Below are 23,721 nucleotides of genomic sequence, written 5' to 3'. Positions count from 1 at the left end.
CGCAAAGCCGTGATCAGCGGCTACGGTGCTGCTGTGGAGATCACACGGGAGGACACGGCGCCGGGAACCGTGCTGCTGGTGACGGCCGCACCCGCGGGCAAGGGCTGCCTGGTGGACACGGGCAACGTGACCAACGTGCTGGCTGCCGTGGCGCCGAGCACCTGGACAGGCACCGCGGCGGCGAGCCTGGTCGAACTCGCCGACCCCGTGGACCCGCAGACGGTACTGACCCGCGTCAGAGGCGTGGCGGCCTCCCCAGGACCGCTCACCGTCGTCCTCTCCGGGCAGTTGCAGACAGACCGCCGCCAGCACCACATCCACCTCGCCCTCGCCAGGACCACTCCGGCGACAGTGCGCTACACCGCCCTGCCCTGGGCCTGGTTCGTACACGAACTCCAGCAGCGCCGCCCGGGCACGACCACCGTGTACGCGGACCTGGTGGCCGACGCCGAGACCTGGCAGCACCTGCACACCACACCCCTGGACCCGGGCCGGGGCGCGCGCACGTACGGGCTCGTCGCCGCCCCGCCGAAACCGCGCCGTACCGTACAACCTGCCTACACGCTCGCCCTGGCGCAGATCCTGCGCAGCGGTCTGCGGCTCGCCCCCGAGCGGCTCCACCAGGAGGCGTTGCGGCAGGTGGACACGAGTGCCGCCCTGGTCCTCGGTCCCGCGCGGGCGCTCGACACCGCGGGGTACGTGCCGGGCCCTGCGGCCCCGGCTCAGGCGCCCCCCGGGCGTGACCCGCACACCGAGGTGTTCGCCGCGGCGACCGCGGGACGGCACACCGAGGCGGCCGGTCTGGCCGCGGCCCACGAACAGGAAGCGCTGCGCGCCCACGGCCCGGCGTCGCCGCAGGCCGTCCACTGGATCGAGGTGCAGGCCGAACTGGCCCGGCAGGCCGAGGACTCGGCTCGCGCCAGCCAACTGTGGATGCGGTCCGCCGTCCTGCGCCTGACATCCGGCCAGAGCCCCGAACACCCCGACGTGACAGCGGCGGTCGACCGCGCCCACCACTGCTGGCACCACGTCACCGACCCGCGCACGGTGCACGACCTGGGCGCGGACCTCGCGGCCCTGCGTTCTCAGGTCGCCGGCAAGAACGGCGCCCGCGAGGATGTGCGGCGCCGCCTCGCGAAGATCGCCCCGGCCCCCAGCGGCTGACGGCAACAAGAGCATGAACAACTGAGGACCACCGCCCCGGCGTTGACCGGCAGGTCGCGTCCCCCCCCGCATGACGCACGTGATGTGCCTCGCCTCCGCACAACCGCGCAGGCGAGGCACATCGGTCCGACACCCGGCCGGGGCGGACGAGCCATGACCGGGCGTTCCGCCTACCGGACGAGTTCCGCCGGTTCCGCGAGGCGTGTCAGCTTGTGCGGATTCGCCACCGCGTGAATCCGGGTGACCTTTCCGTTCTCCACCACCAGGCTCACCGTGGCCAGCCGTCCTTCGAGCTCGACGCGGCCCGCGGGCGCGCCGTTGAGCCAGACGACCGAGACCACCCGGCCCGGACGGGCGAGCAGGTGCGCCACGCTCGCCGCGCCGTGGACCGGTGCCGCGGCCGCCGCCGCGATCCCGCCACCGTCAGCGATCATGACGACGTCCGGCGCCATGACGTCGAGGAGTTCCTGCAGCTCCCCGGTGCGCAACGCGGCCAGGAACCGCTCCACCACGGCCTGCTGCTCCGACCGGCTCACCCGCACCCGCGGCTGCCGTGCCGCCACGTGCTCGCGTGCCCGCCGCGCGATCTGCCGCACCGCGGCCGCGGACTTGCCGACCGCCTCTGCGATCTCGCCGTACGGCACCTCGAAGACCTCGCGGAGCACGAACACGGCGCGTTCCGTCGGCCCGAGCGTCTCCAGGACGGTCAGCATCGCGATCGAGACGCTCTCCGCGAGTTCGACGTCCTCGGCGACATCAGGGGCGGTCAGCAGCGGCTCGGGCAGCCACTCGCCGACGTACTCCTCGCGGCTGCGCGACAGCGTCCGCAGTTGGTTGAGCGCCTGCCGGGTGACGGTACGGACCAGGTAGGCCCGCGGGTCCCGCACCTCGGCACGGTCGGCGGCGGCCCACCGCAGCCAGGACTCCTGCAGCACGTCCTCCGCGTCGGCCGCGGAGCCGAGCATCTCGTAGGCGACCGTGAACAGCAGGCTGCGGTGGGCGACGAAGGGGTCGTCGTGGGTCATGCCGTCGGTGCCGGGACGGCGCTGTCGGGGCGGGGCGCCAGCGGAATCCCGCAGGCCTCGGAGTAGCCCTGCGAGGTGATTCCCATCGCCGTGTTGCACCGGGCCGCGAAATTGGCGAAGCCGATGTACACGGTGAGTTCGACCATGGCCTTCGGGCCGAGCCGGTCCAGGAGCCCGGCGTGCAGCTCGTCGGTGACGGTCGGCGGGGTGCTCGTCATGGCCTCGGCGTACTCCAGCACGTCACGCTCCAGCGGCGTGAACACGTCCGACTGCCGCCAGCGGGGCACCTGGCTCGCCTTGGTCATGTCGAGGTTCTGGTTCAGTGCCTGGAAGTAGTTGATGTCGAGGCACCAGCTACAGCCCACGTAGGAGGCGACCGCCATGTGCGCGAACGTCTTGAGGTCCGCGGGCACCGCGTCCCACGAGCCCACCTGGGCCGAGAACTCCTGATTGGCCTTGGCGAGTTCGGGGTGGTGCCACAGTACCTCGACGGGCTCGGGCACCGAGCCGAGCTGCTCGATCATGCTGTCGCGGAGCTCGGTGGGAAGCTCGGCCTTCGGGACGCGGAGCGTCATGGTGTTGTTCTCCCTGTACTTGTCTCGCTGGTCCGACCGGCCGGTTGTCCCGCCCGTTCACCATAGAGACACCGCAGGACCCGTGCGTGTGACACCGGCGGCGAGCAAGCGCGGGGGTCTCCCAGGTGAGCCGCGTCTCACCTGCGCGGTGCCGCTTGTCTATGCAACTCGTTGCATAGAAGGATTCGGGTATGGCGCTTGAGCACGCGATTCTCGTCTCCCTGCTGGAGCGGCCGGGCTCCGGCTACGAGCTGGCCCGGCGGTTCGACCGGTCCATCGGCTACTTCTGGGCCGCCACCCACCAGCAGATCTACCGCGTTCTCAAGCGTATGGAGAGCGACGGCTTGATAGGTGCCCGCACGGTGGTGCAGCAGGACCGGCCCGACAAGAAGGAGTACTCCGTCGGCCCCCTCGGCAGGACCGCGCTGTCCCGGTGGCTGCACGAGCCGATCGAGCCCGAGAGCGTCCGGCACGAGCTCGCCGTGAAGATCCGCGGGGCGGCCTTCGACGATCCGGCCGCGCTGATCCAGGAAGTCGAGCGGCACCGCGAGGCGCACGCCGACCGGCTCGCGCACTACCTGGCCGGTGAGCTGCGCGACTTCACGGGGCCCGAGGCTCCCGCGCCCCTGGAGGCCGGGCAGGAGCTTCAGCACGTCGTGCTGCGCGGCGGCATCGCGTACGAACGCATGACGCTCGCCTGGCTCGACGACGTGATCGCCACCCTCCAGCGACTCGGTCCTGAGCGCCGACGAAGGCCGTGAGCGGCCCCCCTTCTCTCCCCGCCTTCCCCCCTCCCTTACCTCCCTCCCTTCCCTCCCCCCTCCCTTCTTCCCTCCCGTCCCCGAGCACCCTTCCTTCCTCCCGACCCCGAGCCGGAAAGGCGAATCGCCATGGCCGACCCACTGCTTTTCAACCCCACCACCTATGACCCGACGCACTTCGACCCCGAGACCCGCAGGCTGCTGCGCGCGACCGTGGACTGGTTCGAGGCACGCGGCAAGCGCAAGCTGATCGAGGACTACCGTTCGCGCGCCTGGCTCGCGGACTTCCTCGCGTTCTCCGCCGAGGAGGGACTGTTCGCGACCTTCCTCACCCCGTCCGCGGAGGCCCGCGGCGAAGGTGGCGAGGACAAGCGCTGGGACACCGCCCGCATCGCCGCCCTCAACGAGATCTTCGGCTTCTACGGGCTCGACTACTGGTACGCCTGGCAGGTCACGATCCTCGGTCTCGGCCCGGTGTGGCAGAGCGACAACGCCACCGCCCGCGCCCGCGCCGCCGAACTCCTCTCACAGGGCGAGGTGTTCGCCTTCGGCCTCTCCGAGAAGACCCACGGCGCCGACATCTACTCCACCGACATGCTCCTGGAACCTGCCGGTGACGGCAGCTTCCGGGCCAGCGGCTCCAAGTACTACATCGGCAACGGCAACGCCGCCGGGCTCGTCTCCGTCTTCGGCCGCCGCACCGACATCGAGGGCCCCGACGGCTATGTCTTCTTCGCCGCCGACAGCCGCCACGAGGCGTACCACCTGGTCAAGAACGTCGTCGACTCGTCGAAGTACGTCAGTGAGTTCCGCCTGGAGAACTACCCGGTGGGGCCCGACGACGTCCTGCACACCGGGCGTGCCGCGTTCGACGCCGCCCTCAACACCGTCAACGTCGGCAAGTTCAACCTGTGCACCGCCTCGATCGGCATCTGCGAGCACGCGATGTACGAGGCCGTCACCCACGCCCACAATCGCATCCTCTACGGCCGCCCCGTCACCGCGTTCCCGCACGTGCGCCGGGAGCTGACCGACGCCTATGTGCGGCTCGTCGGGATGAAGCTGTTCAGCGACCGCGCCGTGGACTACTTCCGCTCGGCAGGGCCCGACGACCGCCGCTACCTCCTCTTCAACCCGATGACGAAGATGAAGGTGACCACGGAGGGCGAGAAGGTCATCGACCTGATGTGGGACGTCATCGCGGCCAAGGGCTTCGAGAAGGACACCTACTTCGCCCAGGCCGCCACCGAGATCCGCGGCCTGCCCAAGCTGGAGGGCACGGTCCACGTCAACCTCGCCCTGATCCTGAAGTTCATGGGCAACCACCTCCTGAACCCGGCCGAGTACGCGCCGGTGCCCACCCGCCTCGACGCGGCCGACGACGACTTCCTCTTCCAACAGGGACCGGCCCGCGGGCTCGGCGCCATCCGCTTCCACGACTGGCGCACCGCCTTCGACGCGTACGCCGAGGTCCCCAACGTGGCGCGCTTCCGCGAACAGGCCGACGCGCTGTGCGCATTGGTCACCACGGCCGCCCCCGACGAGAAGCAGAGCCGCGACCTCGACCTGCTCCTCGCCGTCGGCCAGCTCTTCGCCCTTGTCGTGCACGGCCAGCTCATCCTGGAGCAGGCCCGTCTGACGGACCTCGACGCGGACGTGCTCGACGAGCTCTTCGCCGTCCTCGTACGGGACTTCTCCGCGCACGCCGTCGAGCTGCACGGCAAGGACTCCGCCACCGCGGACCAGCAGAGCTGGGCCCTGGGAGCGGTCCGCCGCCCGGTGGTCGACGAGGCTCGCTCGGCACGTGTCTGGGAGCGCGTGGAGGCACTGTCCGGAGCGTACGAGATGGCCCCGTAGGACGTCAGGACCCCCGGGGCCCCGCCCCGAAGTCCAACCGGTCGGCCGCCGTGCCCTGACGGCACGGCGGCCGACCGGCCGGTGGGTCAGTACACGTTCACGCCGTACGCGGTCAGGGCCTCGCGCACCGGCTGGTGGATCGCGGAGCCGTTGGTGCCCGTGCAGCCGGAGCTGCCGGAGTGGATGCCGAGGGCGACCGTGCCCGCGAAGTGGGCGCCGCCGCTGTCGCCGCCCGCGGAGCAGGCGGTGGTGCGGACCATGCCGTGGACGGGTCCGTCACCGTAGTTGACCGTGACGTTGACGGCGGTCACCGAGCCGCTCGTCACCCTGGTGGTGGATCCGCTCTTCTTGATCGCCTGACCGACGACGGCGTTGGCGGCGGAGGAGATCTCCTGGTAGCTGCCGTTGTAGAGGTTGACGTTACCCGCGGGCGACGAGCCGTTGGTGTAACGGACGATGCCGTAGTCGTTGGTGGGGAAGCTGGTGCCCTCGCGCACGCCGACGGCCGCACCGCCGGACGTGGCGGACCAGTTGGCGCTGAGGTTGGTGCAGTGCCCGGCCGTCACGAAGTACCGGGTGGAGCCCTTGGAGACGTTGAAGGCGGCCGAGCAGCGTGAGCCGCCGCCGTAGATGGCGTCGCCGCCCGCCACCTCGCGCTTGAAGGTGCCGGGCACCCGGCTCACGCGTACCGCGCCGTCGAGGGAGTCGGCGACGCGGTGCAGCCGGGCGAGGTCACGGGCCGACACCGACTGGTCGGCCTGCACGGCTATCTGGTTGGTGCGCGGGTCGACGCCCCAGGAGGTGCCGGTGATCTTCGCGCGGGACTCCAGCGTGTCCATGGCGGCGGCGAGCCGGGCGGCGCTGCGCGACACCCGCTCGGGCGTCGCACCGGCGGCGCGGACGCGCTCGGCGGCGGCTTCGCTGGTGACGGTGACGACCAGCTTTCCGGTCCTGCGGTCGAGGTAGGTGCCTGCGCTGTCGTCGCCCAACTGCCGCTCGACCTGCGCGTTGATGGCGTTGATGGCATGGGGGGCGTCAGCGGCGGAGGGGGCGGGCGCCGGTTCGCCCTGCGCGCCGGCGGGGACGGTGCCCAGGGCGAGGGATCCGGTGACGAGCAGGGCGGAAAGGCCCAGACGCGCACAGAAGGTGCGTCTCATGTGGGGGGCTCCTTTGACGGTGACGTGACGTGGGACGTACCGCGGTACGTGTGGGACGTACCGAGCAAGGAACGTGGCATGCTCGCGACAATCGCGCAAGGGTCCGGACCTCCTCTCGCGGGATCTTCGGGTCGGGAACCGCCCCTAGGGGCCGCTCGTTGAGGAGGTGGGACGGACCGGAGGGCGGCGAGGAGCTCGCCGGTGCTCGGGAGGCTCACCCCGGCGCCTGCGCTCCCAGCCGCCCGGTCAGGAAGGCGATGATCTCGTCACGGGCCCGCACGGTGGGATGGCCGTCCCGGTCGACGAGATGGGCCGTGACCACGCTGTGGGCGCAGCCGACGACGTCGCGGAAGAAGGGCGGCGGGTCGGTGTTCGCCGTCTCGGCCGACAGGACGCGGCCGTCGAAGGCGTCGCCGAGCAGCGCCCGGTAGGCCGCGAACCGCTGCCCTGTGCACCAGGCGTCGTTCTCGAAGCGGTAGGCGAGCACCTTGAGACCGTCGCGCTCGACGCGTCCGGCCACGGCCGCGGCGTCCTCGGCGCCGATCTCCAGACCGGCGGGGTCGTCGAGGGGGAGGGACGGATGGTTGACCACGGGAGCGATGACGGCGGGCTCAAGCGCCATGGTCAGGGCGAAGTTGCCGGTGAAGCAGAGCCCGACGGCGCCGACGCCGGGCCCGCCGCACTCGGAGTGCGCCAGGCGGGCGAGGCCGCGCAGCCAGGAGACGACGGGGCTCGTGCCACCCCCGGCGAAGGCCCGGAACTCGGCGCTCACACAGGCTCGCCGGACGACCCGCTCACCTGCCTCGGCGCTCGGATACGCGCCGTCGACGCCGAAGAGGGACGGCAGATAGACGGAGAGCCCCGCGTCGCGCAGCCAGCGCCCGAACCGCGCGACGTCGGGGCTGATCCCCGGCATCTCGGGCATGAGGACGACGGCGGGACCCGACCCGGCGACGTACACGGTCTTGGTGACGCCGTCGACGTCGACGACCCTCCGTACGAAGTCGTCCAAGGGGTCGTCCCGGTCGTCCCGGTCGCCCCGGTCATTCAGGGGATTGCCCCGCAGGTCTCGTGTGGTGGTCATGACCAAGAGGATGACGTCCCGGCCGTGCTCTCGCTGAGAGGCGGCATCGCCATGTAGGGCGGTAATATCGCCAGCCTTCCACAGGGCGGGGGAGCCGTATGAGTCCGCTGCGCGTCAGTGTCCTTGCCTATCCCGGCTGCTTCGCGTCGGAGGTGTTCGGTGTGCCCGACCTCCTCACCATGGCCACGCACGTGACCGCGGCGCAGGGCTCCCCGCAGCCGTCGTACGAGGTGTCGGTCGTCTCGCCCCGTCGGCGGGTGGCCGCGTCCGGTGGTTCGCGCGTCGACGTCCGTGCGGTCCGTCCCGCGGATGTGCTGATCGTGCCGGGCTTCGAGCTCTCCCCCGCCCTGGACCTGGACGCGACACTCGCGGGCCTCGCGCCGGAACGTGCGGTGATCCGGTCGCAGGCCGCCGCAGGTACAGCCGTCGTGTCGATCTGCGTGGGGGCCTTCCTCGTGGCCGAGGCCGGGCTGCTCGGGGGGCGGGAGGCCACGACGTCCTGGCTGTTCGCGGACCGGTTCGCCCGCCGGTACGCCGATGTCCGCGTGCGCGCCGAGAGGCTGGTCGTGACCGACGGCGGCGTGACGACCACGGCGGCGTTCAGCGCGATGTACGACTTCGCCCTGCGCCTCGTCCGCGAGCACGACGGCCCCGACGTCGCCCGCAGCACCGCGCGCATCGCGCTCGTGGACGACGCGCGCTCCACCCAGGCACCCTATGTCGACATGCGGCTCCTGCCCGCGGTGGGCAGGGGGTTCTCACTCGGCGTCAAGCGGTGGCTCGACCAGAACCTCGGGGCCCGCTACGACCTGGCCGCCCTCGCCCGGACGTTCCGGGTGAGTACGAGAACCATGCTCCGCCGCTTCGGGGACGAGGCGGGCGAGACACCGCTCGCCTATCTGCAGGGCGCGCGGGTGCGGCGGGCCAGGCTTCTGCTGGAGACGACCGACAGGACCGTGGCGAGCATCGCCGCGGACGTCGGGTACCGCGATGCCGGCACGTTCAGCGGCATCTTCGCCAGACACACCGGCCGACGCCCGCGCGAGTACCGCGCGGCATTCCGCCCTGCCGAGGACCGGCGATCCCACCCTCCGCACGACCGGCGTGGCTGACCGCGCCGGGCTCAGCCGATGAGGGCGTCGACGCACGTCGACGCACGTCGACGCACGTCGACGCACACGGGCAGCGCCGCCGACTACGCGCTCGCGCACTCCGGATGGCCCCAGCCCTGGGCGTTCTTCGCGATCTTGGCACCGGACGCGTAGGTGCGGCCGCAACCGCCGCACGTGCCGTTGAACTTCGCGGAGATCGTCCGGGAACCGGACCGGGCGCGACCCTGGCCGGAACGGGGGGCGGGGCGGCTCTGCCGCGGAGCGCCGGACCGGGGCGCTGTCGGGGCGGGCACTTCGGGGACGTCGCCCGCACCGTGGGCCGTGCCGTCCGGCTCCTGGGACTGCGCGGCCTGGCTCGCGGCGTGGTCCGCGATCGCGTTCAGGGGGTCGCCGTCGACCTGGTGGGCGGGGACGTAGACGAATTCGACGCTGCGGCCCTGGAGCCGCTCGTCGATCGCCTCGACGAGCTCCCGGTTGGCCACGGGCTTGCCGGCAGCCGTCTTCCAGCCCTTCCGCTTCCACCCGGGCAGCCATTCGGTGACCGCCTTCATCGCGTACTGCGAGTCCATGCGCACCTGGACCGGCACGCCGGGTTCGACGGCATCGAGGAGCTGGTGGAGCGCGGTGAGCTCGGCGACGTTGTTCGTGGCCACGCCGAGCGGTCCGGCTTCCCAGCGCACGGGCACGCCGTCGGTGTCGGCAAGGACCCAGGCCCAGGCCGCCGGGCCGGGGTTGCCCTTGGACGCTCCGTCACATGCCGCGATCAACTGCTTCGTCATGTCCCCGATCATGCCAGGTGACCGGAGGCGGTCGCTCCGGCGGTATGCCACGAGGTGGGGGCACCCGCTCCGGCGGCACGCCAGGAGCAGAGGGCGGCCGCTCCGGCGGCGTCCGCTACCCCTCCGCGTTCGCGGAACCGGCGCGCCGTCGACCCGTGGCCCGCCGGGGAGCGACGCACCAGAGGGCGAGCGCGCCCACGAGCAGACCGCCCCCGATGGCCCCCCACACGGCAGGGTTTTCCTCGACCCACATGCGGTGGCCGCGCGGCAGACCGATGGAGCCGAAGAGCCGGCCGTTGCGCCCGGGAACGAGGCAGGCCAGGGCGAGGAAGGAGACGCAGCCGAGGGCGGACGCGGCGATCAGGCGCACCGGCTGCCGCTGCTTCAGCGCCGACGCGGCCAGGGTCCAGAAGCAGAGGATCCCGCTGCCGCAGAGAGCCCCGAACGCATAGCCCGCCCCCGGTCCGAGCCCGGCCGCCCAGCGCCACAGCGGGTCACCCGCGAAGGCGCAGGCGGCACCGGCGGGCACGATGAGCCAGGCCAGCTTTGCCGCCTGGTACTCGGACAGAGTGGCTATGCGTCGGAACAATCTGGCTATGCGGGACATCGGGGGACAGTACGTCACGTCGTGCGGGCACCGGCGTCCGGGGTCGCCGGGGTGGTGCGCCTGCTCAGGGCGACCTCTCAGTTTGCGTGCGCGGCGCGGCTGTTGAACGCAGAATCAGCAAACTGGTCTACACCCTTGACTGGTATAGACCAAGACGGTTGACTGCGCGCAATCCAACTCGCCCCACGTGGCTCGCCGCCGCATCGAGGAGTGAAGAGATTGAACGAGCGCAAGCACGCCCGTCCGATGTACTCCCCACGCCACGACGTCCACCACGCGTCCACGCCTCCCGCCGCGGAGGCGACGCGCCCTGGTGCACAGCGCATCCGCCGAGGCGTCAGACGCCTGCGGCCGTTGTTCTCCTCAGCCGCGCTCGCGGGAGTCGCCGCGCTGCTCTTCGCCGCCGTTCCCGCGGCGCCCGCCGGTGCCGCGACCGCCGGCGCTCCCCAAGCCGCGGCGCCGGCCTGCGCGACGGCCTGGAACTCCGGTGCCGTCTACACCAAGGACGCCACCGTGTCGCACGGCAACCACAACTGGCAGGCCAAGTGGTGGACGAAGGGCGAGACGCCCGGCTCCACCGGGCAGTGGGGCGTCTGGGTCGACAAGGGCGAGTGCGGCACCGGGGGCGGCAACCCCGACCCCTCCGGCTTCGTGGTGAGCGAAGCACAGTTCGAGCAGATGTTCCCGAACAGGAAGCCTTTCTACACCTACCAGGGTCTGGTCACCGCGCTGAAGGCCTACCCGGGCTTCACCAAGACCGGCACCGAGGAGGTGCGCAAGCGCGAGGCCGCCGCCTTCCTCGCCAACGTCAGCCACGAGACGGGCGGACTCGTCCACGTCGTGGAACAGAACCAGGCCAACTACCCGCACTACTGCGACAAGAACCAGCCGTACGGCTGCCCGGCCGGGAACGCCGCCTACTACGGCCGCGGTCCGATCCAGTTGAGCTGGAACTTCAACTACAAGGCCGCGGGTGACGCGCTCGGCATCGACCTGCTGAACAACCCCTGGCTGGTGGAGCGGGACCCGGCCGTGGCCTGGCAGACCGGCCTCTGGTACTGGAACACCCAGAAGGGCCCGGGCACCGTGACGGGCCATCAGGCGATCGTCGACGGCCATGGCTTCGGCGAGTCGATCCGCAGCATCAACGGCACCCTGGAGTGCAACGGCGGCAACCCGGCGCAGGTACAGAGCCGGATCGACCGCTTCAAGGAGTTCGTGAGGATCCTCGGCACCACGCCGGGCGACAAGCTCGGCTGCTGACGTCCAGCACAAGGCGACGGGGGGCGGCCGGGCCCGGGGGAGACCCCGGTCCCGGCCTTGCTGCCGCGGCCTGCGCCCCCGGTGACCGGCGCGCCCCCGACAACTCATGTCCGTAGGGCGGCTGTTCGAGCACTGGTCCATCGCTGTACCGTCTGGCACGACCGCACCGCCCGGCACGTCCGCCGACGAGGCGGCGGTCGGTGAGCCGTCGGCGGCGAGGAATGGAGCGACGCAATGACCAGCCCCCTGGACCGGATCGACACCACGAAGGCACACTCCGCGCGGGTGTACGACTACATCCTGGGCGGCAAGGACCACTATCTCGTCGACGTCGAGGCGGGCGACGCCATGTGCAGGCATTGGACCTCGCTCCCCGTGCACATGCTGGAGAACCGGCGGTTCATGCACCGTGCCGGGCGCTTCCTCGCCCAGGAGAAGGGTATCCGGCAGTTCCTCGACATCGGCACCGGTCTGCCCACCGCCCCCAACCTGCACGAGGTGGTGCAGGAGGTGGCACCGGAGTCGCGCGTGGTGTACGTGGACAACGATCCCATCGTCCTCACCCACGCCCGCGCTCTGTTGCAGAGCACACCCCAGGGCGCGACCGCCTATGTGGACGCCGACATGCACGACCCCGACGCCATCCTGAACAGCCCCGAATTCGAGGCGCTCCTCGACGTGGGCGAGCCGGTGGGCCTGATGATCATCGGCGTTCTGCACTTCATCCTGCCGCCCGACGACCGACGTCTCGTCCAGCGCCTCCTCGACCCCCTCCCCGCGGGCAGCTATCTCGCGATGACCATTGGCACCGCGGACTTCGCCCCCGAGGAGGTCGGGCAGGTGGCGCGGGAGTACGCGCGGCAGAACATGCCGATGGCGCTGCGCGACCTGCCGACCACCACCTCGTTCTTCGACGGCCTGGAACTCGTCGAGCCCGGCGTCACCCAGGTCCACAAGTGGCGGCCCGGCGCGGCCCAGCGCCAGGTCACCGACCGGGACATCGCCATGTACGGGGCGGTGGCGCGCAAGCCCTGACACCGCCGTCCGCCCCGAAGGCCCCATCCCCTCCCCGCACTCTCGGCTCCGGACGGAGCCGAGGCCCCCCACAAGTGAAGGGACAGCAATGGTGCACTACATACGGCTGGGAATAGCCAGCACCGCCATAGCGGTCGCCCTGACCGCGGCACCCGCGGCGAACGCCGTGTCCGCGCCGCAGTCGGCGGTGGAGAAGAAGACCTCCGTGGCCGTGACACTCCGCTACGACGACAGCCGGGCCGCCGGCTGGGAGTCCGCGATCGCGGCCGGTGTCGCCTCGTGGAACAACAACGTCGACAACGTCAAACTCGTCGAGGCCGCGCCCGGTACCCGCGCCGAGATCCAGATCGTGGCCACCAGCGGCTGGCCGCAGGCCACGCTCGGCCCGGTCCGCCCGGGCGGCCAGGCCCGTGTCGAGCTCGGCAGTCAGGCGGTCACCCAGGGCCACGACAAGACCCGTATCGCCGCCCACGAGATCGGCCACAACCTGGGCCTGCCGGACACCAAGCCGGGACCGTGCTCCCAGTTGATGTCGGGCTCGAGCGCCGGCACGAGCTGCAAGAACGCGGTGCCGAACGCGGCTGAGCAGGCCCGGGTCGAGCGCGCCTACACAGGTGGCGCCGCGTCCCGCACGCCCGCCGACGGCCGCGTGCTGGTGGACGCGCGCTAGCGCCCGAGCCACCACTGTGCGACGGTGCCTGACCGTGACGCGCGGTCAGGCACCCACGTGCCCGCCCGCAGGACGGCGCGCGAGGGCCGCGTCGGCGGCGTCGAGAATGCTGCCGAAGCTACGAGGTGATCAACGGCCCCGCCAGCCGCCGGGTGAGGAAGGGACCGATCAGCGGGGCCCGCACCTCGGCCCGGGTCGTCCACGTCACCCGGGTGCCGCCGTCGGCCTCGCCGAACGTCATACGGCCGAATTCGTGCCGGGACGGCGGCAGACTGCGCTCGACGACGTACTCGGTGACGTACGGAGCTTCGTACCGCGTGACGCGCTCCCGGAACCAGCCCGTCCACCAGGTGTGGAGGCGTACGGCACCGACGCCGTAGGGCGCGGTCTCGCCGCGCCGGGCCAGACGGCAGCGCAGCACCAGCGGCGAGCGCGTGTAGTTCGTGGTCGTGGTGAGCCAGGTGAAGACGTCGTCGATCGGGGCGTCGATGACGCGTTCGACGGTCGTGGTCTGCATGGCTGGAGGCCTCCTCAAGTCCCGCGGACTCGGTCGAGTGGACGCACCGCGTCGGCACGACGCAGCTTGTCCGGGTTGCGCACGCCGTAGAGGCCGGTGATGCGTCCGTCGTGGATCTCGAACGCGAGCAGCCAGTCGAGGTCGCCGCCGGTGACGAAGCGGGCCGCCGGCATGCCGTTGTACGTGGCGGGCTCGACGTGCGTGGTGGGGGTGAAGGTGGCGCCGGCCACGCGCACGGCGAACCGTGCGACGTCGTCGCGGCCGGTGACCGGACGGCGGGCGGCGGCCACTTTGCCGCCGCCGTCGGAGATCTGTACGACGTCGGGCGCGAGCAGGTCCATGAGCGCCTGGATCTCACCGGTCGCCGCCGCGCGCAGGAACCGCTGGATGATCTCCTGGGTGGCGTCGGAGTCGGGGTCGAAGCGGCGGCGCCGCGCATGCACGTGCCGGCGTGCGCGGTGGGCGATCTGCCGGACGGTGACTTCCGTCCTGCCGATCGAGGAGGCGATCTCGCCGTGGGTGTAGCCGAACACGTCGTGCAGTACGAACACCGCGCGCTCGGCCGGGGCGAGCGTCTCAAGGACCAGCATCATGGCCATCGACACCGACTCGGCCAGGATCGCGTCGTCGCTCATCTCGGGCGCGGTGCGGATCGGCTCGGGGAGCCAGCTTCCGACGTACTCCTCGCGCCGTGCACGGACCGCGCGCAGGTGGTTGAGGGCCTGCCGGGTCACGACGCGGACCAGATAGGCGCGCGGATGTTCGACCGTGGCGCGGTCGACGGCGCTCCACCGCAGATAGCTCTCCTGCAGCACGTCCTCGGCGTCCGTGGCGCTGCCCAGCATCTCGTAAGCGATGGTGAACAGCAGCGGACGGTGCTCGGTGAAGGCGTCCTCAGCCATCGCTTGCCTCCTCTCCTCGGCCTTTCGGCCCTGCGGCTGCCCATCGAGACACCGCACGCCGGAGAACCGTGACAGATCCGGGCTGTGATTCGATTCACACGCGATATTCCGTGCGCGATCGCGGGCCGGAAGGGAGCGGGCGGCGATCAACCGGTGGGGCGGGCGATGAGCCGGTGGGGTGGCCCGCTCCCGGCCAGGCGTCCGTGTGGCCTACGGAGCCGTGTTTCGGCGGAGAGCAGGGGGAACACGGCCCGTATGCCGATTCTCAGGAAACTCGCCCGGCCGATGCTGGCCTCCGTATTCGTCACCAGCGGCGTCAACCACCTGCGGGCACCGGAGCACGTCGCGCCCGCCGCCGAGTCCGTCGCGGTGCCGCTGGCCAAACGGGTGCCCGGGTTGCCCGAGGATCCCGCTGAGCTGGTGCGGATCAACGCGATGGTGCAGGTGGGGGCCGGACTGCTGCTGTCCATCGGCCGCTTTCCGCGCCTGTCGGCGCTTGCCCTCGCGGGCTCCCTCGTGCCCACCACGCTGGCCGGGCACGCGTGGTGGAAGGAGGAGGACGAGGAGAAGCGCGCCGCGCAGCGCATCCACTTCATGAAGAACCTCTCCCTCCTCGGCGGCCTGCTCATCGCGGCGGCCGACACGCACGGCAAGCCGTCCCTGGCCTACCGCACCCGCCACGCCGCCCGCGACGCCAGCCGCGCCACCCGCCACCGGGCGCACGATTCCGCCGCCGCGGTCCGCACGACGGCCGCGTCGGTGCGCGACCACCTCCCCACCGCCTAACCCCACCGCCTGAACCCCATCACCTGATGGCATGTGGCCCGGCGCGAATGTCGCGCCGGGCCACTGGCGTGGAAGCAGTGATCCACCAGTAGGTGCCTGCCGTGCACATGTGGCGTTGCTCGCCCCTGCCCCGGCTCGTTGAGCTGATCAGGGGAGCCCCCGGAAGACGAACGGAGACGTCGCTGTGCACATGACCGACATCCAGCGTTGCGAGGTGCGGCCCGGCCTGCTCGTCGAGTGGACACTCCACCCGGCGACCGTGGAGGCCGCGGCCGATCTGCCCGACGACTCCCGACCACCCGCGTATTTGCAGGAGTCGCACATCAGGACCGCCCGGTCCGTGCGCGAGGGCGGCCAGTTCGTGCCCACGTGGCTCGGAACCGGGTTCGACGTCCCCGGCGTCGTCGACCTCGACGTGCTGCAAGGGGCCCTGCGGAGCTGGACCTTGCGCCACGAGACGCTGCGCAGCGGCTTCCGCTGGGCAGGGGATGACATCCGCCGGTTCACACTCGAAGCCGACGCGGTGTCCCTGCGGCGCGAGGTGATCGGCGACTTCGCCGACGCGGGGACGCTCGTGCAGTACCTCCAGGACCGCTTCGATGCCGCGGCGGACGCGTTGACCTGGCCGAACTTCATCTACGCCGCGGTCGTCCGGGACGACTGCACGAGCGTGTACATGGCCTTCGACCACAGCAACGTCGACTCGTACTCGATCCTGCGCATCCCCGCGGAGATCCACGAGCTGTACGCGGCGGGCATCGAGGGCCGAGTCGTCGAGCGGGCCCCGATCAGCAGTTACATCGACTTCTGCGAGATCGAACGGGAGAGCGCCGACCAGATGGACGACACACACGCGACCATCACCCGCTGGCGGGAGTTCATCCGGCGGTGCGACGGCAGGCTACCGCCGTTCCCCGTCGACCTCGGCCTGGAACCCGGCGGAAAGCTTCCGCCGCAGAAGATGATGCAGGAACGGCTCGTGGACGCCGAGGACGCCGCCGCGTTCGAGGCCTACTGCCGTCCCTACGGCGGCAGTATGACCGGCATCCTGGCCGCGACGAGCCTCATCGTCCACGAGATCGGCGGGCAGCCCGTCTACCGCACGGTCGTGCCGTTCCACACCCGGGCGAAATCGCAGTGGCAGGACTCCGTGGGGTGGTATGTCGGCGGCGCGCCGATCGAGATCCCCACGGCGCAGTCACCCGACTTCCAGAGCGTCCTGGAGATGGTGCGCGCCGCGCTGCGGGCCAACAGGCCACTGGCCCGCATGCCCATCGAACGCGTCCTGCGCCTGCTCGGCGCGGACTTCCGCCCGACCTCACCGGACCCGTGCTCGATCGTCTCCTACGTCGACACCCGCGGCATCGTGGGATCCGAAAGCTGGGACGACCTGAAGGCGTACGGCCTGATCAGGGTTTCGTACGGCGATCAGGTGTGCGTATGGGTCAACAGGCTGCACACGGGCCTGCAGCTCGGGAGCCGCTACCCGGACAACGACGTCGCGTACAAGAACATGCGGCTGTACGTCGAACAGCTTCGGGAGACCATCGTGTCGGTGGCGCGTGCCGGAGCCGCCAGAGTTCCGGCCCAGTCGTCCGTCTGAGGTCCGTCCGTCCGAGGCCCGTCCGAGGCGCCGTCGGCTCAGAGGTCCCTGCGGAAGCTCAGCCGGTCCAGGCCCGGCCCGTCGTAGTCGGGCTGGACCGGCTTGCCGTCCAGTTCCTTCGGGCCCGGTTCGGTGACGAATCCCATCCGGGTGTGAAATGCGTATGAGCCAGTGTTCTGCGGCGACGTGATCGCCCGCACCACCGAGCGGCCGTGCGCCCTGCTGTAGGCGAAGAAGCGCTCGTACAGCACCGCGCCGAGCCCCCTGCCGCGCTCGGCGGGATCGATGCCGACGAAGTGGATGTAGCTCTCGTCCGGCCTCGACTGGGACAGGAAACCGATCAGGAAGGCGATGATCCGCTCGTTCGGGCTGTCGCTGTCGCTGTCGCTGTCGCTGTCTCCGTTTCCGTCTCCGTCGTCCGACGTCACGAGGAAGCTGCTGTCACCGAAGTGCTGGAACATCAGGCGCGGCAACAGAAGAGCCCGCTGCCGGGCCCCGTCCTCGCCGCCGAGGCCGCCCCACCAGGAGTCCAGGACCGCGAGGACCGGCAGATGGTCGGCGGGACCGGGGTGCCGGAGCCGGTGGTGCTGCCAGGGCGCGGGCAGGGGCGCGCCCACCCCGGGGGCGCCCCCCACGGAGCCGTCGGTCGGCGCGGCGGTGCCGCAGTCCTCGTACGCCATACGTGCGTCCCTCCATGAAGCCTCACGTGTCACGCACGGCCACACTATCCGCCCAACTCGCGGTCAATGCAGGGGGCACGGACGTCCGACGTGCCCGACCCGCGGGCCCCGGGGGATTGTGCGGGCCGCGCGTGAGTGCCTCGGGACGCTTCGGGTACTCGGGCCACGCCCTCAGTGGAAACGGGGCACGCCCTCAACGAGAACCACGACAGAGAGGACATCGTCATGGCAGGCCGTGCCGAAACCGGTGACGTCACCGGCACGCAGGACAAGGACTACAACCTGGTCTGGTACGTCGAGTCGTGCCTCAGCAACGTGCTGCGACTGGAGAGCTACATCCAGGACGCGGAGCGCGAGAAGGACACCGAGCTCGTCGAGCTTTTCCGCAAGGCGCAAGCCGACAGCCGCAAGGGCGCCGACCTGGGCAAGAAGCTGCTGCGTGCCCGGCTGAACGGCTGAACGACTGAACGACTGAACGGCCAACGACTGGACGACTGACGCCCAACAGCCGGGGCCCTCACGACGCCGACGGTGGCACCGACGCGTCGGCGTCGTGAGAGGCCCCCGGCAGCAACCGCGACAGCGCCCGCAGGAGGGCACATCCACCATGAGCCGACCCGCAGGGCCAGCGCGGCCCGCACGGCCGGGCAAGCCGCGCGACCTCGGTGAACCACTGCGGCCGCAACCGCAGACGCGCAGGTCGCTGCTGGTGTGCGCTCTGATCGGCGCGGCCGCCATGGCAGCGGTCGACGAGATCGTCTTCCATCAGATCCTGAGCTGGCACCACTTCTACGACCGTTCCACCACCGAGGTGAGCCTGCTCTCCGACGGTCTGCTGCACACCGCCGAGCTGCTCGGTCTCGTCGCGGGCTTCTTCCTCTACGCGGACCTGCGCCGCCGCCGAGCCCTGTCCACCGCGCACGCGTGGGCCGGGTTCTTCTTCGGCCTCGGCATCTTCCAGCTCTTCGACGGCATCGTGGACCACAAGCTGCTTCGCCTGCACCAGATCCGCTACGGCGTGGACGTCACCCCTTACGACCTGGCATGGAACGCGGCGGGAGCCGTCCTGCTCGCGACCGGCTCCGCCCTGGCCGTCCGGGCGTACCGGCGTACCCGGGGGCGGCCGCGGCGGACTCCGTGACACCGGCGCACGTCCACCCCGCACCGTTCGGCGCGGGCGTGGTGGGCCCGGTCGTCGCCGTGGCCGTACTTCTGGTGGCCGCCGCCTATCTGCTGGCCGCGGCCCGGTTGCGGCACCGGGGCGACCGCTGGCCCTGGCCACGGGACGTGTCCTTCACCGCCGGGAGCGCGGCGGTCCTGTGGGCCGTGGTCGGCTCCCTGCCGGGCGAGCCGTTCACGGCGCACAGCGCACAGCATCTGACCGTCGCCATGGCCGCGCCCCTCCTGCTGGTCCTCGCCCGTCCCCTGACCCTGGCGCTGCGGGCCCTGCCGCCGTGCCGAGCGCGGAGGGCCCTGCTCGCTGTGCTGCACGCACGGCCCGCGCAGTGGCTGATGTTCCCCCCGCTCGCGGCGCTCCTCGACGTCGGTGGTCTGTGGGCGCTGTACCGCACACCGCTGTTCGCCGCGGCCGACGAACCCGTGGTGCACGCGTTGGTGCAGGCGCACACCCTGGCCGCCGGTCTGCTGTTCACCTTCGCTGTCTGTCAGCTCGATCCCGTGCGCCGCAGATGGGGAACGGCCCTGCGAGGGGCGACGCTGCTCGCCGCGGGCGCCGCCCACGCCGTACTCGCCAAGAGCCTGTACGCCACCCCGCCGCCCGGCACCGCCTTCACCACGGCCGACCTGCGCACCGGCGCCCAACTCATGTACTACGGCGGTGACCTCGTGGAGGTCGGCCTCGCCCTCACCCTGGCCGTGCGGTGGTACGTCGCGGGGAACCGCCTGGCCGCGGGCCGGGGGCTCGCCCTGCCGCGTCGTGGTGTTGTCCAGACGGCCAAGGAGTGACCTGCCGGTTCGTTCCCTGGGACCAAGATTCCGGGGTTCGCCGTGCATACGCTGCGACTGAGTTCCTCGCGCCCCCGGCACGAGTACACCCGCATCCCGCTGGTCGCCGTTCCGCGTCCGGCCCCGCGCCCGCACCTGTCCGGGCATCACGGCGACACATCACGCGGACGGCGACCTGGCCACATCCCCTCCTCTGATCCCTCCGCTCCCTCTGATCCCTCCGCTCCCTCCGCTCCCTCCGACGCGAAAGGCTTCGTTGTGTCTTTGGACCTGCACCACCGTGCCGTCGTCACCGATGCCCACAACGACCTCCTCATGGCCGTCGCCGCCCGCCCCCCGGAGCGCTGGGGGAGCTTCTTCCGGGACCGGTGGCTGCCACAACTGCGCGAGGGCGGCATCGACATCCAGGTCCTGCCGGTGTTCATCGACGACCAGTACCGCCCCGAGGGAGCCCCCAGGCAGACCCTCCGCATGATCGAGTGCGCTCACGTCCTCGCCGAGGCCAACGCCGAACACGTCGCCCTGTGCCTCGACGGCGCCGACATCGACAAGGCCCTCGTACTGGCCCTGGAGAGCGCACCGGGCGTCGACGCGTCCGTCGAGCTGTTCTCCACCCTGTTCCGCCTTGGCGTACGGATCGCCTCGATCGCCCACTGGGGACGCACCCCGCTCGCGGACGCCGGCAGGGAGGACGCCACCGGCAGCCGCCTCACCGCCCCCGGCGTGCGGGCGCTGCGGGAGATGGAGCGCCTTGGCATGCTCTTCGACATCTCCCGCCTGGGGGCCGGCGGCGTCAGCCACGTCCTGGAGCTCGCCACCCGCCCGCTGCTCGCCACCTACTCCTGTGCCCGCGCCCTGCGGGACCACCACCGCAACCTCACCGACGACCAGATCCGCGGGGTGGCCGCCACCGGCGGAGTGGTGTGCGTGAACTTCGTCCCGGACTTCCTCACCGACGACGAGGCGAAGGTGAGCGTCGACCTGGTCGTCGACCACATCGCCCATGTCATCTCCGTGGCCGGGGTCGACCACGTAGGCATCGGGGCGGACTTCCTCCGCGAGGTGGTGGCGGACATCACCCCGCCCTGCTGCGAGAACGTCGACGACGAGGACCCCCTGTTCGACTTCCCCGGCCTGGCGGGCCCGGCCGACATGCCCCTGGTCACCGAGTCGTTGGTACGCCGGGGCCTGCCGGAGGAGGACATCCTGAAGGTACTCGGCGGAAACACGCGACGGCTCATGAGCCTGCACATGGGGCGGCACACGGGCTGACGGCCAGTCAGGCCCTGACACACATCAGCCGTGTCCGTCACACCGGCCCCTCAGCCCCACCCGACACTCCACGGAGGACCACCCGTGTCGCACGACGCCGTACCCCCGCCCGCGCGAGCGGACCACGGCGGGTCCGCGCCGAACACCCACCGCGAACTCGTCGCCGACATCGCCCGGCGGGCGCACGGCGCCCTGCGGGTGCCGGTCCGGGCCGGGCTCGGCTCGCCCGTCCAGGGACTGCGCTCGATCGCGGGCTCACGCGCCGACGCGGACCTCGTGCTGCGTACCCTCGCCGACCGGCAGGGCGACCCCGGACCGTGCCAGGTGGCCACGATCGACGAGGTGTGGGCGAGCGCGACCCTCTGCGCGCTCGCCCGCATCCTGGCCACGCACGACGTGCTGCCCCGCGAGATCGGGCCCGCGGTCCGCGCCCACGACCTCAAGCACGGCACCACCTACGCGCCCACCCTCCTCGCCTACCTGGACGCGAACGGCGACGTGGTGGCCGCGTCCCACCGCCTTTCCGTGCACCCCAACACGATCCGGTACCGCCTCTCCCGCGCAGAGGAGATCTTCGGCTTCGACTTCGCGGAGCCGGACGAGCGCCTGGTGCTGTGGCTGCGGTTGCGGCTCGGCGAACAGCTCAACTGGTGAGCTCACCGACCGTGCCCCGGAAGGAACTCCTGGACCTTGGCCTTGATGCCCTGGCGCACCATGGCCGCGCGGTCGCTGTCGCCCTTGAGGACGGCGGCCGCCGCGGCCTCGATCTGGTCGAGTGAGGCGTGCGGGGGGATGGGCGGCACGGCCGGGTCGGTGCGGAAGTCGAGGACGAAGGGCCGGTCGGCGGTCAGCGCCGCCTCCCAGGCACCCCGGACGGCCTCCGGCGTCTCCACCCGCATCCCGTCCAGGCCGAGCGAGCGCGCGAACTCCGCGTAGGCCACGTCCGGCAGGGACTGCGAGGGCAGGAACTGCGGGGCACCGGACATCGCGCGCATCTCCCAGGTGACCTGGTTGAGGTCCTGGTTGTTGAGGACCGCCACCACCAGACGCGGATCGGCCCACTCCTTCCAGTACTTGGCCACCGTGATCAGCTCGGCCATGCCGTTCATCTGCATGGCCCCGTCACCGACGAGTGCGATCGCCGGACGGTCGCCGTGCGCGAACTTGGCACCGATCACATACGGCACACCCGGCCCCATGGTGGCGAGCGTGCCGGAGAGCGAGCCGCGCATCGCACCGCGCAGCCGCAGATGACGCGCGTACCAGTTGGCGGCAGAACCGGAGTCCGCGGCCAGGATCACATCGTCGGGGAGCAGGTCGTTCAGGGCATGGACGACATGCTCGGGGTTGACCGGGTCGGCGTCCACGGCGGCACGCCGCTCCATGACCTGCCACCAGTGGGCCGTGTTCTTCTCGATCGTCCTGCGCCAGTTGTCGTTCTTGGCCGGACGCAACTGCGGCAGCAGCCGGCGCAGCGTCTCGCGCGCGTCACCGACCAGGTTGATCTCGAAGGGGTAGCGCAGCCCCACCATGTGCGGATCGATGTCGATCTGCACCGCGCGCGCCTGGCCGAACTCGGGCAGGAACTGGGTGTACGGAAAACTGGACCCGACCACCAGAAGGGTGTCGCAGTCCCGCATCAGCTCGTACGACGGCCGGGTGCCGAGGAGGCCGATGGAGCCGGTGACATAGGGCAGGTCGTCGTCGAGCACGTCCTTGCCGAGCAGTGCCTTGGCCACGCCCGCGCCGAGCAGCTCCGCGACCTCCATGACTTCCTGGCGGGCACCGCGCGCCCCCTGCCCGATGAGGACGGCCACCTTCTCACCGGCGTTGAGGAGGTCGGCGGCGCGCTCGATGTCGGGGTCGGCGGGCACCGGCGCGTACCGGGCCATGCCCAGGCTGGACGGGACCATCTTGAACGCGTGCTCGGGGGCGGAGTAGTCGAGTTCCTGCACATCGCCGGGGATGATCACGGCCGTCACCGTCCGGCGGGCCATGGCGGTGCGCATGGCCCGGTCGAGCACGTTCGGCAGTTGCTCGGGAACCGTGACCATCTCGCAGAAGTCGGACGCGACGTCCTTGTACAGGCTCACCAGGTCGACTTCCTGCTGGTAGGAGCCGCCCATGGCGCTGCGGGCGGTCTGCCCGACGATCGCGACGACCGGTACGTGGTCGAGCTTGGCGTCGTACAGACCGTTCAGCAGATGGATGGCCCCCGGGCCGGATGTGGCCGCGCACACGCCGACCCTGCCGGAGAACTTGGCGTAGCCCACCGCTTCGAAGGCGGACATCTCCTCGTGCCGGGACTGGATGAACCGCGGTTCGTTGTCGGCTCGGCCCCACGCGGCGAGCAGTCCGTTGATGCCGTCGCCGGGGTAGGCGAAGACGTACTCCACCTCCCATGCGCGCAGACGTTCAAGGACGTGGTCGGAGACCTTCATCGACATGTGCTGAGCTCCTTCGGGTCGTACGCGGGGCCGTCGGTCAGGGCGCCCGGTCGCACGAGTACCCGTGCTCGCGGCGTCCAAGGGCTCCTTTTGGGGGACCCGGTACCTGAGACCTGGGGTTCGGGGTACGGGGTCCGGCGGCGAGGTGGGGGAGCAGGAGCCCGCGAAAGTGCTGGGGAAGGGGTTACGTAAAGTAGCCGCATGTCCGACGACTCACCCCTGATACGAAGCCTGCGCGCGGCCGTTGAGGCGGCTCCCGCCGATGTGCCGCTGCGTCTGCACCTGGCCGAGCTGCTCCTTGACGCCGGGCGGCACGACGCCTCGGTCGCGGAGGTGGCCGTCGCGCTGCAGCACGCACCGGGGGACGGTCAGGCCCGGGCACTGATGGCCCGGGCCATGGGCGCACCCGCCCCGGCCTCAGCACCCGCCCCCACCTCAGTAGCCACCCCCACCTCAGCAC

Annotated in this window: 25 protein-coding genes; 15 read left to right on the top strand and 10 right to left on the bottom strand. The window is 71.2% G+C overall.

From position 1 onward, the window contains the following. Positions 1 to 33 precede the first annotated feature (33 nt). Entirely contained in the window at positions 34 to 1,164 is a 1,131-nt protein-coding gene (locus IG78_RS0126605; RefSeq protein WP_225881992.1) for a hypothetical protein, read from the top strand. Between the two features lie 170 nt (positions 1,165 to 1,334). Here IG78_RS0126605 and IG78_RS0126600 read toward each other — a convergent pair whose 3' ends face one another. Both IG78_RS0126600 and IG78_RS0126595 read right to left on the bottom strand, forming a co-directional pair. Continuing rightward, positions 1,335 to 2,189: an RNA polymerase sigma-70 factor gene (locus tag IG78_RS0126600; protein WP_030567547.1), complete on the bottom strand. Its 855-nt coding sequence runs from the start codon at positions 2,187 to 2,189 to the stop codon at positions 1,335 to 1,337. Then, the gene (locus IG78_RS0126595; protein WP_030567546.1) at positions 2,186 to 2,764 is read right to left on the bottom strand and encodes a carboxymuconolactone decarboxylase family protein; all 579 of its coding nucleotides are present in this window, start codon (positions 2,762 to 2,764) and stop codon (positions 2,186 to 2,188) included. The genes IG78_RS0126600 and IG78_RS0126595 overlap by 4 nt, the downstream gene beginning before the upstream one ends. 191 nt (positions 2,765 to 2,955) lie before the next feature. Here IG78_RS0126595 and IG78_RS0126590 point away from each other — a divergent pair, with 191 nt between their 5' ends. Both IG78_RS0126590 and IG78_RS0126585 read left to right on the top strand, forming a co-directional pair. Continuing rightward, on the top strand, positions 2,956 to 3,525 hold the full coding sequence (locus IG78_RS0126590) for a PadR family transcriptional regulator (protein WP_030567544.1): 570 nt from the start codon (positions 2,956 to 2,958) through the stop codon (positions 3,523 to 3,525). A 129-nt stretch (positions 3,526 to 3,654) separates the two neighbouring features. Continuing rightward, the gene (locus IG78_RS0126585) at positions 3,655 to 5,382 is read left to right on the top strand and encodes an acyl-CoA dehydrogenase family protein (RefSeq protein WP_030567542.1); all 1,728 of its coding nucleotides are present in this window, start codon (positions 3,655 to 3,657) and stop codon (positions 5,380 to 5,382) included. Between the two features lie 86 nt (positions 5,383 to 5,468). On the opposite strand, the gene IG78_RS0126580 is transcribed toward IG78_RS0126585, so the two are convergent. Further along, positions 5,469 to 6,539: a S1 family peptidase gene (locus IG78_RS0126580; RefSeq protein ID WP_030567540.1), complete on the bottom strand. Its 1,071-nt coding sequence runs from the start codon at positions 6,537 to 6,539 to the stop codon at positions 5,469 to 5,471. Positions 6,540 to 6,753: 214 nt separating this feature from the next. After that, positions 6,754 to 7,623 (bottom strand): dienelactone hydrolase family protein, encoded by an 870-nt coding sequence (locus IG78_RS0126575; RefSeq protein WP_107055006.1) that lies wholly within the window; start codon positions 7,621 to 7,623, stop codon positions 6,754 to 6,756. Between the two features lie 98 nt (positions 7,624 to 7,721). Between IG78_RS0126575 and IG78_RS0126570 the strand changes: the two genes are divergently transcribed. Further along, a complete protein-coding gene (locus IG78_RS0126570; RefSeq protein WP_030567536.1) occupies positions 7,722 to 8,735 on the top strand; it encodes a GlxA family transcriptional regulator in 1,014 nt (337 codons plus the stop codon). A gap of 83 nt (positions 8,736 to 8,818) precedes the next feature. On the opposite strand, the gene IG78_RS0126565 is transcribed toward IG78_RS0126570, so the two are convergent. Beyond that, positions 8,819 to 9,514: a ribonuclease H family protein gene (locus IG78_RS0126565; RefSeq protein ID WP_037685165.1), complete on the bottom strand. Its 696-nt coding sequence runs from the start codon at positions 9,512 to 9,514 to the stop codon at positions 8,819 to 8,821. A gap of 115 nt (positions 9,515 to 9,629) precedes the next feature. Continuing rightward, a complete protein-coding gene (locus IG78_RS0126560) occupies positions 9,630 to 10,121 on the bottom strand; it encodes a hypothetical protein (protein WP_157855877.1) in 492 nt (163 codons plus the stop codon). A gap of 219 nt (positions 10,122 to 10,340) precedes the next feature. On the opposite strand from IG78_RS0126560, the gene IG78_RS0126555 reads away from it, so the two are divergent. The 3 genes from IG78_RS0126555 (at position 10,341) to IG78_RS0126545 (ending at position 13,089) form a co-directional block, all read left to right on the top strand. Then, positions 10,341 to 11,384 carry a glycoside hydrolase family 19 protein gene (locus tag IG78_RS0126555; protein WP_225881991.1) on the top strand — a complete coding sequence of 348 codons (1,044 nt, stop codon included), beginning with the start codon at positions 10,341 to 10,343 and terminating at the stop codon, positions 11,382 to 11,384. A gap of 234 nt (positions 11,385 to 11,618) precedes the next feature. Next, complete coding sequence (locus IG78_RS0126550; RefSeq protein WP_030567527.1) at positions 11,619 to 12,419, top strand: SAM-dependent methyltransferase; 801 nt, start codon at positions 11,619 to 11,621, stop codon at positions 12,417 to 12,419. An 88-nt stretch (positions 12,420 to 12,507) separates the two neighbouring features. Beyond that, positions 12,508 to 13,089 carry a snapalysin family zinc-dependent metalloprotease gene (locus IG78_RS0126545; protein ID WP_030567525.1) on the top strand — a complete coding sequence of 194 codons (582 nt, stop codon included), beginning with the start codon at positions 12,508 to 12,510 and terminating at the stop codon, positions 13,087 to 13,089. 118 nt (positions 13,090 to 13,207) lie between these two features. Here the strand turns inward: IG78_RS0126545 and IG78_RS42695 are convergent, their stop codons facing one another. Further along, positions 13,208 to 13,606 carry an SRPBCC family protein gene (locus IG78_RS42695; RefSeq protein ID WP_318657842.1) on the bottom strand — a complete coding sequence of 133 codons (399 nt, stop codon included), beginning with the start codon at positions 13,604 to 13,606 and terminating at the stop codon, positions 13,208 to 13,210. A 14-nt stretch (positions 13,607 to 13,620) separates the two neighbouring features. Further along, complete coding sequence (locus tag IG78_RS0126535) at positions 13,621 to 14,508, bottom strand: RNA polymerase sigma-70 factor (RefSeq protein WP_030567523.1); 888 nt, start codon at positions 14,506 to 14,508, stop codon at positions 13,621 to 13,623. Between the two features lie 255 nt (positions 14,509 to 14,763). Here IG78_RS0126535 and IG78_RS0126530 point away from each other — a divergent pair, with 255 nt between their 5' ends. After that, positions 14,764 to 15,294: a DoxX family protein gene (locus tag IG78_RS0126530; RefSeq protein ID WP_030567520.1), complete on the top strand. Its 531-nt coding sequence runs from the start codon at positions 14,764 to 14,766 to the stop codon at positions 15,292 to 15,294. Between the two features lie 190 nt (positions 15,295 to 15,484). After that, on the top strand, positions 15,485 to 16,897 hold the full coding sequence (locus IG78_RS0126525) for a condensation domain-containing protein (protein WP_030567516.1): 1,413 nt from the start codon (positions 15,485 to 15,487) through the stop codon (positions 16,895 to 16,897). Positions 16,898 to 16,935: 38 nt separating this feature from the next. Here the strand turns inward: IG78_RS0126525 and IG78_RS0126520 are convergent, their stop codons facing one another. Beyond that, the gene (locus IG78_RS0126520; RefSeq protein ID WP_078964851.1) at positions 16,936 to 17,577 is read right to left on the bottom strand and encodes a GNAT family N-acetyltransferase; all 642 of its coding nucleotides are present in this window, start codon (positions 17,575 to 17,577) and stop codon (positions 16,936 to 16,938) included. A 225-nt stretch (positions 17,578 to 17,802) separates the two neighbouring features. On the opposite strand from IG78_RS0126520, the gene IG78_RS0126515 reads away from it, so the two are divergent. The 5 genes from IG78_RS0126515 to IG78_RS0126495 all read left to right on the top strand — a co-directional run bounded on the left by IG78_RS0126515 (position 17,803) and on the right by IG78_RS0126495 (position 21,468). After that, positions 17,803 to 18,036: a hypothetical protein gene (locus tag IG78_RS0126515; protein ID WP_030567512.1), complete on the top strand. Its 234-nt coding sequence runs from the start codon at positions 17,803 to 17,805 to the stop codon at positions 18,034 to 18,036. Positions 18,037 to 18,313: 277 nt separating this feature from the next. Beyond that, a complete protein-coding gene (locus tag IG78_RS0126510; protein ID WP_249926141.1) occupies positions 18,314 to 18,718 on the top strand; it encodes a DUF2243 domain-containing protein in 405 nt (134 codons plus the stop codon). Then, on the top strand, positions 18,715 to 19,542 hold the full coding sequence (locus IG78_RS0126505) for a cytochrome c oxidase assembly protein (protein ID WP_051852966.1): 828 nt from the start codon (positions 18,715 to 18,717) through the stop codon (positions 19,540 to 19,542). Before IG78_RS0126510 ends, IG78_RS0126505 begins: the two co-directional genes overlap by 4 nt. A gap of 258 nt (positions 19,543 to 19,800) precedes the next feature. Continuing rightward, the gene (locus tag IG78_RS0126500; RefSeq protein ID WP_030567507.1) at positions 19,801 to 20,814 is read left to right on the top strand and encodes a dipeptidase; all 1,014 of its coding nucleotides are present in this window, start codon (positions 19,801 to 19,803) and stop codon (positions 20,812 to 20,814) included. A gap of 84 nt (positions 20,815 to 20,898) precedes the next feature. Then, the gene (locus IG78_RS0126495) at positions 20,899 to 21,468 is read left to right on the top strand and encodes a PucR family transcriptional regulator (RefSeq protein ID WP_030567505.1); all 570 of its coding nucleotides are present in this window, start codon (positions 20,899 to 20,901) and stop codon (positions 21,466 to 21,468) included. A gap of 2 nt (positions 21,469 to 21,470) precedes the next feature. On the opposite strand, the gene IG78_RS0126490 is transcribed toward IG78_RS0126495, so the two are convergent. Further along, positions 21,471 to 23,261 carry a thiamine pyrophosphate-requiring protein gene (locus IG78_RS0126490; protein ID WP_030567503.1) on the bottom strand — a complete coding sequence of 597 codons (1,791 nt, stop codon included), beginning with the start codon at positions 23,259 to 23,261 and terminating at the stop codon, positions 21,471 to 21,473. A gap of 201 nt (positions 23,262 to 23,462) precedes the next feature. Between IG78_RS0126490 and IG78_RS46315 the strand changes: the two genes are divergently transcribed. Further along, positions 23,463 to 23,721 (top strand): tetratricopeptide repeat protein (locus tag IG78_RS46315; RefSeq protein ID WP_157855876.1); only part of this gene is annotated, 259 nt, incomplete at its 3' end.

This window comes from Streptomyces aureocirculatus, from assembly GCF_000720475.1.
Classification (GTDB): Bacteria; Actinomycetota; Actinomycetes; order Streptomycetales; family Streptomycetaceae; genus Streptomyces; species Streptomyces aureocirculatus.
The sequence above is the reverse complement of the archived record's forward strand: the minus strand, read 5'-3'. Positions and strand labels throughout refer to the sequence as shown.

Excerpts from the sequence above, each read along its gene's own strand:
- IG78_RS0126520 (WP_078964851.1), bottom strand. The coding sequence starts at position 17,577 with ATGGCGTACGAGGACTGCGGCACCGCCGCGCCGACCGACGGCTCCGTG.
- IG78_RS0126545 (WP_030567525.1), top strand. The coding sequence starts at position 12,508 with ATGGTGCACTACATACGGCTGGGAATAGCCAGCACCGCCATAGCGGTC.
- IG78_RS0126490 (WP_030567503.1), bottom strand. The coding sequence starts at position 23,261 with ATGTCGATGAAGGTCTCCGACCACGTCCTTGAACGTCTGCGCGCATGG.
- IG78_RS0126535 (WP_030567523.1), bottom strand. The coding sequence starts at position 14,508 with ATGGCTGAGGACGCCTTCACCGAGCACCGTCCGCTGCTGTTCACCATC.
- IG78_RS0126565 (WP_037685165.1), bottom strand. The coding sequence starts at position 9,514 with ATGACGAAGCAGTTGATCGCGGCATGTGACGGAGCGTCCAAGGGCAAC.
- IG78_RS0126510 (WP_249926141.1), top strand. The coding sequence starts at position 18,314 with ATGGCAGCGGTCGACGAGATCGTCTTCCATCAGATCCTGAGCTGGCAC.
- IG78_RS42695 (WP_318657842.1), bottom strand. The coding sequence starts at position 13,606 with ATGCAGACCACGACCGTCGAACGCGTCATCGACGCCCCGATCGACGAC.
- IG78_RS0126585 (WP_030567542.1), top strand. The coding sequence starts at position 3,655 with ATGGCCGACCCACTGCTTTTCAACCCCACCACCTATGACCCGACGCAC.
- IG78_RS0126560 (WP_157855877.1), bottom strand. The coding sequence starts at position 10,121 with ATGTCCCGCATAGCCAGATTGTTCCGACGCATAGCCACTCTGTCCGAG.
- IG78_RS0126575 (WP_107055006.1), bottom strand. The coding sequence starts at position 7,623 with ATGACCACCACACGAGACCTGCGGGGCAATCCCCTGAATGACCGGGGC.
- IG78_RS0126515 (WP_030567512.1), top strand. The coding sequence starts at position 17,803 with ATGGCAGGCCGTGCCGAAACCGGTGACGTCACCGGCACGCAGGACAAG.
- IG78_RS0126600 (WP_030567547.1), bottom strand. The coding sequence starts at position 2,189 with ATGACCCACGACGACCCCTTCGTCGCCCACCGCAGCCTGCTGTTCACG.
- IG78_RS0126570 (WP_030567536.1), top strand. The coding sequence starts at position 7,722 with ATGAGTCCGCTGCGCGTCAGTGTCCTTGCCTATCCCGGCTGCTTCGCG.
- IG78_RS0126525 (WP_030567516.1), top strand. The coding sequence starts at position 15,485 with ATGACCGACATCCAGCGTTGCGAGGTGCGGCCCGGCCTGCTCGTCGAG.
- IG78_RS0126530 (WP_030567520.1), top strand. The coding sequence starts at position 14,764 with ATGCCGATTCTCAGGAAACTCGCCCGGCCGATGCTGGCCTCCGTATTC.
- IG78_RS0126550 (WP_030567527.1), top strand. The coding sequence starts at position 11,619 with ATGACCAGCCCCCTGGACCGGATCGACACCACGAAGGCACACTCCGCG.
- IG78_RS0126580 (WP_030567540.1), bottom strand. The coding sequence starts at position 6,539 with ATGAGACGCACCTTCTGTGCGCGTCTGGGCCTTTCCGCCCTGCTCGTC.
- IG78_RS0126595 (WP_030567546.1), bottom strand. The coding sequence starts at position 2,764 with ATGACGCTCCGCGTCCCGAAGGCCGAGCTTCCCACCGAGCTCCGCGAC.
- IG78_RS0126590 (WP_030567544.1), top strand. The coding sequence starts at position 2,956 with ATGGCGCTTGAGCACGCGATTCTCGTCTCCCTGCTGGAGCGGCCGGGC.